This is a genomic window from Hymenobacter profundi, assembly GCF_019334315.1.
In the GTDB taxonomy this organism is placed as follows: Bacteria; Bacteroidota; Bacteroidia; order Cytophagales; family Hymenobacteraceae; genus Hymenobacter; species Hymenobacter profundi.
This window is the reverse complement of the sequence record NZ_JAHWGL010000172.1, coordinates 1-5,210: the sequence shown is the minus strand read 5'-3', so window position 1 is coordinate 5,210 and position 5,210 is coordinate 1. Positions and strand designations below refer to the sequence as shown.

Sequence of the window (5,210 nt, the reverse complement as noted above, 5' to 3'; positions counted from 1 at the left end):
CCTTATGCCAGTTGAACGACCATCGTACGAACGATTCGTTCAACTGGCATAAGGTCCTTCGCTCTGCTCAGGATGACAGGCGGGTTTCGTTGGTTTACAACCTGTTAATTTACAACCACGCGCAGTTTGAACTCTCTGGTTAGGCCAGCTTCCGTGCGCAGATTGTGCGAGATGCGCAGCTTGTAAACTCCATCCTTCGGGGTAGAAACAGAAACTGTAGTGCCAAATGGCCCATTTGCTTCTCCATCGGGCTGAATCACCTGCGCGAAGCGGATATTCGGCAGTGAGTCTGGCGCCAGCAGCGTGGCAGAAAGCTTGCGTTTGCCCTGTACCGGAATACTGGCTATAAATTCCTGATTGACCGTTTTTAACTCTCCCAACACGGTCACTGAGCTGTCGTTGGCCGGGAACGTAACTTGAACCGTGCTATCGGCGCGGGCGTCGATGACAGCTGAGGTAGCGGCCGTTTCGGGTGCCGGTGGGGTGGTGTTTTCGGCTGGTACGGTGGCGGTTTCGGAATTTGTGCTGCACGCCGCCAAGCAGAGGCCGAAGCCCAGGTACATCCATTTACTCATTGCTTTTCAGGTAGTAGGATAGATGAAAGAGTTTGGCTAATACCCCGCGGCCGTATCATCGCCCCGCGGGTCGGCACCGCCTTCCAGGCGGCCGTCGGGAAGCACCCGAATGGCCTCCACGCGGCCCCAAGCGGCGCGGGGTGCCAGTTTGTAGCCGTGGGCGCGGAGCGTATCGGCCGCGGCCGGAATCAGGGCGTCTTGCTCTACGTCGATCTGGTCGGGGAGCCACTGGTGGTGCAGGCGCGGCGCGGCTACAGCCTGCTGCGGATTGAAACCGTAGTCCACCACGTTCAGAATAGTTTGCAACACGCTGGTAATGATGGTGCTGCCACCGGGGGTGCCCACCACCAGCTTCAACTGCCCATTTTGGGTGAGAATGGCCGGCGTCATGCTGGACAACATGCGCTTGCCGGGCTGAATGGCGTTGGCCGTGCCGCCCACCAGGCCGTAGGCGTTGGGCGTGCCGGCCTTGCTGCTGAAATCGTCCATCTCATTGTTCAGAATGAAGCCTGCACCGGCTACTACCACCTTGCTACCATAGGCACCATTGAGGGTAGTGGTGCAGGATACCGCGTTGCCCTGGGCGTCCACAATATTGTAGTGCGTAGTCTGGTCCGACTCGTAGCCGGGTAGGCCCGCGCCGGCCTGTACCTGGGCGCTGGGGGTAGCCCGCACGGGTAGGGTAGTGGCCATGCGCTGCCGGTTGTAAGCGGAATCTAAAAGCTGTGTTACGGGCACGCGGCCGAAGTCCGGGTCGCCCAGGTAGGTGGCGCGGTCGGCGTACACGCGCCGTTCGGCCTCTGTTACCACGTGCACCTCTTGGGGCGTGTGCCAGCCCATGCGGCCCAAGTCGTAGGGCTGTAGCATTTGCAGCATTTGGAGCAGGGCCACGCCGCCGCTGGGCGGCGGAAATGTTAGTACGTCGTAGCCGCGGTACTGGCCGTGCAGGGGCGTGCGCCACTTGGGTTGATAATCGGCTAGGTCTTGCTTGGTGATTAGGCCCTTGCCGCGCTGCATTTCAGCCACCACCAAATCGGCGGTCTGGCCCTGGTAGAAGCCGGCCCTACCCTGGTCGCGGATGCGAGTGAGCGTTTGGGCTAGATCGGGGTATTTGGCGATGTCGCCCTCAGCCCAATTACCGCTGGTTTTGATGTAGGCCGTATTGGGCGTGAACTTCGCAAACTCGGCGTGGGTGCGGTTGAGGCCAGCAGCTTCTTTAGTAGTTAGGCGCAGGCCGTTGGTGGCTAGATCGATAGCCGGCTGCACTACTTCGCGCCAGGGCAGTTTGCCCAGCTTCTGGTGCAGCGCCTCCATGCCAGCTACTGTGCCGGGCACGCCTACCGCCAGGTGGCCCAGGGTGCTACGGTTGGGTACCACGTTGCCTTTGGCATCGAGGTACATGTCGCGGGTAGCGGCGGCCGGCGCGGTTTCCCGGAAGTCGAGGGCGCCTTCCTGGCCATCGGCTCCGTGGTAGAGCAGGAAGCCGCCGCCGCCAATGTTGCCAGCCACGGGTAGGGCTACGGCTAGGGCAAACTGCACGGCCACAGCCGCATCGTAGGCATTGCCTCCCTTCCGCAAAATCTCAACCCCAATGCGCGTGGCCTCCGGGTGTGCCGATACCACCATGGCTTTATCCGTGACAACCGGCGAAACAGCGGGCGGACGAGCTGCCAACGACAGCGGCGCTACGGCCACGGTAGGCGTAGTAAACGGGGTAGTACGGCTGGTAGAACAAGCTGTTAGCGCGGCCAGGGCCAACGGGAGCAAACGAATTTTCATGCAGGCAAGGTAAGAGATGACCAGAGGTTGTCCTACTGCCGGAGGTAGGAAAAGGTGCAATGCCGACCAGATAACTTGCTAGAGAAATAGTTTGCCAACTATATTTATTGCGTCAAATAAGTTACATAGTAATGAATAGGTATATGTGTTCTGATGAATTAGAATATATCCGGGAGGTACCGGGCCTAATAGTAAGTTATGACCAAACAAACCAGTGGCTGTATGCCGATTGGTACGGCGAACATACCCCTGAGTCTTCGGCCGTTGCATGCCAGCTAATGTTGGAAGTGGCACAGGAAAGGCGCTGCGCTAAAATCCTGAACGATAATTCCAACATCACCCACAGTACCGCTCGGATTACGGACGTAGGTTGGCAATGGATGCGTGACATCTACGCCTCTGGGGTGTACTATTTTGTGTGGGTGAGCCCAACGTCAGCCATGGACGAACAGATGCGTGAAAATGCGCTTCGTTCCAGCGGCCGCCCCTTTGTGGTGACGTTCCCGGACCTTGCTTCGGCGTGTAGCTGGTTGCTTCGGCAAGTGGTTCCCAAGGAGCAAGTAGGCGAGTAAGAAAGGCACGCGGCCAACCGTACGCGCCGCAATTCGTTGGTAGTCGTAGCTTTGCTATTCAACCCTTTCTGCCATGACCACCACCGAAACGACCGAGTCTACGCCCGCTGCGCCTACCCTGCCAATTGTTGCGCAAGACCCCTGGCTGACGCCCTATGAGCCGGTACTGCTGGCTCGCCAGGAGCGCCTGCGCCAGCGCCTGCACGAGATTGAGGCCCAGTGCGAATCGCTGAGCAAGTTTGCTCAGGCACACGAGCGCCTGGGTCTCAACTACGACGGCCGCCGCCGCGGGTATTGGTACCGCGAGTGGGCCCCCGCGGCCGAGGCGCTCTACCTCGTGGGCGACTTCAACGGCTGGGACCGGCAGGCCACACCCCTACAGAAAGGGCCAGATGGTGTGTGGGAACGGTTCTTTCCCGACCGCGAGTACCGCGACCGGCTCACCCACGGCAGCCGCTATAAAGTGCACGTGGTCACTTGGCGCGAGGCCAAAGACCGACTACCCGCCTACCTGCGCCGCGCCGTGCAGGACGAGGAAACCAAGGATTTCGCTGCCCAAATATGGCGCCCCGAGCAGCCCTTCCAGTGGACTGACCAGAAGTTTCGGGTGTCGAACTACGTGCGGGAGCCGTTTATTTATGAATGCCACGTAGGCATGGCCACCGAGGAAGGCCGCATTGGCACCTACCTAGAGTTTGCTGATACAGTATTGCCTCGTGTGCAAGCGCTAGGCTATAACTGCATTCAGCTGATGGCTGTGATGGAGCACCCCTACTACGGCTCGTTTGGGTATCATGTAGCCAACTTTTTTGGGGTGTCGTCGCGGTTTGGTACGCCCGAGGAGCTGAAGCATTTGGTAAACGAAGCGCACCGCCGGGGCATTGCCGTGCTGCTGGATGTGGTGCATTCCCACGCCGTGAAAAACGAGGCCGAGGGCCTGGCGAACTTCGATGGCTCCGGCGGGCAGTACTTCCACCAGGGCAGCCGGGGCGAGCATCCGGGCTGGGATTCCCGCCTGTTCGACTACGGCAAACCCGAGGTGCAGCAGTTCTTGCTCAGTAACTTACGCTATTGGTTGGAGGAGTTCCACTTCGACGGTTTCCGGTTCGATGGAGTCACCAGCATGCTCTACCATCACCACGGCGAGGGGGTAGGCTTTGGCGATTACAGCCAGTATTTTGGGCCAGAGGTAGATGATGATGCCGTGCTTTACCTGCAACTGGCGGCCTCGCTGGTGCGAGAGCTGAAGCGAAGTGCTCTTTTGATTGCCGAGGACATGAGCGGCATGCCCGGCCTGTGCCGGCCCATTCCGGAGGGTGGCATCGGGTTCGACTACCGCCTGGCCATGGGCATTCCCGATTACTGGATCAAGCTGCTCAAGCACACCCGCGACGAGGACTGGAATCTGCATGACCTCTGGTACACGCTCACCAACCGTCGTCTGGGCGAGAAAACGGTAGCTTATGCCGAAAGCCACGACCAAGCCCTGGTAGGCGATAAAACGCTGGCACACTGGCTGATGGATGCTGCTATCTACACCCACATGCAGAAAGACGACCCTGATCCTATTGTGGCGCGGGGCATGGCCCTGCATAAGCTCATTCGGATGACTACCCTAGCCTTGGGCGGCGAGGCCTACCTCAACTTCATCGGCAACGAGTTTGGGCACCCGGAGTGGGTCGATTTTCCGCGGGCCGGCAACAACTGGAGCCACCACTATGCCCGCCGGCAATGGTCGCTGGCTAATAATCCTGACCTGAAATTCCAATACCTGCAAGCTTTCGACGAGGCGATGGTAGGGCTGGCCCGCACCGAGCGCCTGTTAGCCGCCGGTCCTGCCCGCGAGCTGAACATCGACACCACCAACCAAGTATTGGCCTTCGAGCGGGGCGGACTGGTGTTCGTGTTCAACTTCCACATCAACAACAGCGTGCCCGACTACCGTTTCTACGTGCCCGAGCCCGGCCGCTACCGCCTACTACTCAACTCCGACGACGCCCGCTTTGACGGATTCAGCCGCATCAACGACGACGGCGTCTACTTCACCCAACCCGATGAGGAAGGCTCCGGCCAACAGCTCAGCATCTACGCCATCAACCGCGCCGTGCTGGTTTTCAAGCGCGAGGATTAGAGGTATGGGGGTGAGGGTAGTAATAGAACGCCTGTCATCCTGAGCACAGCGAAGGACCTTATCACGCGTGAACGACCGATGTAACAACGACTCGTTCTGCGGGCATAAGGTCCTTCGCTGTGCTCAGGATGACAGGCGTTCTATTACTACCCT

Annotated in this window: 4 protein-coding genes; 2 read left to right on the top strand and 2 right to left on the bottom strand. The window is 59.3% G+C overall.

The window, feature by feature from the left end; translation table 11 throughout:
• Positions 1-104: 104 nt before the first annotated feature.
• Both KYK14_RS21475 and ggt read right to left on the bottom strand, forming a co-directional pair.
• Complete coding sequence (locus tag KYK14_RS21475) at positions 105-575, bottom strand: hypothetical protein (RefSeq protein ID WP_219161711.1); 471 nt, start codon at positions 573-575, stop codon at positions 105-107.
• 36 nt (positions 576-611) lie between these two features.
• Positions 612-2,354 carry a gamma-glutamyltransferase gene (ggt, locus tag KYK14_RS21470; protein ID WP_246601977.1) on the bottom strand — a complete coding sequence of 581 codons (1,743 nt, stop codon included), beginning with the start codon at positions 2,352-2,354 and terminating at the stop codon, positions 612-614.
• Between the two features lie 143 nt (positions 2,355-2,497).
• Between ggt and KYK14_RS21465 the strand changes: the two genes are divergently transcribed.
• Entirely contained in the window at positions 2,498-2,926 is a 429-nt protein-coding gene (locus tag KYK14_RS21465; protein WP_208308193.1) for a hypothetical protein, read from the top strand.
• 73 nt (positions 2,927-2,999) lie between these two features.
• Entirely contained in the window at positions 3,000-5,057 is a 2,058-nt protein-coding gene (locus KYK14_RS21460; RefSeq protein ID WP_219161710.1) for an alpha amylase C-terminal domain-containing protein, read from the top strand.
• The last annotated feature ends 153 nt before the right edge of the window (positions 5,058-5,210 follow it).

What these genes read in the sequence shown, in the direction of transcription:
- KYK14_RS21475 (WP_219161711.1), bottom strand. Translation starts at nt 575, where the DNA reads ATGAGTAAATGGATGTACCTGGGCTTCGGCCTCTGCTTGGCGGCGTGC.
- ggt (WP_246601977.1), bottom strand. Translation starts at nt 2,354, where the DNA reads ATGAAAATTCGTTTGCTCCCGTTGGCCCTGGCCGCGCTAACAGCTTGT.
- KYK14_RS21465 (WP_208308193.1), top strand. Translation starts at nt 2,498, where the DNA reads ATGTGTTCTGATGAATTAGAATATATCCGGGAGGTACCGGGCCTAATA.
- KYK14_RS21460 (WP_219161710.1), top strand. Translation starts at nt 3,000, where the DNA reads ATGACCACCACCGAAACGACCGAGTCTACGCCCGCTGCGCCTACCCTG.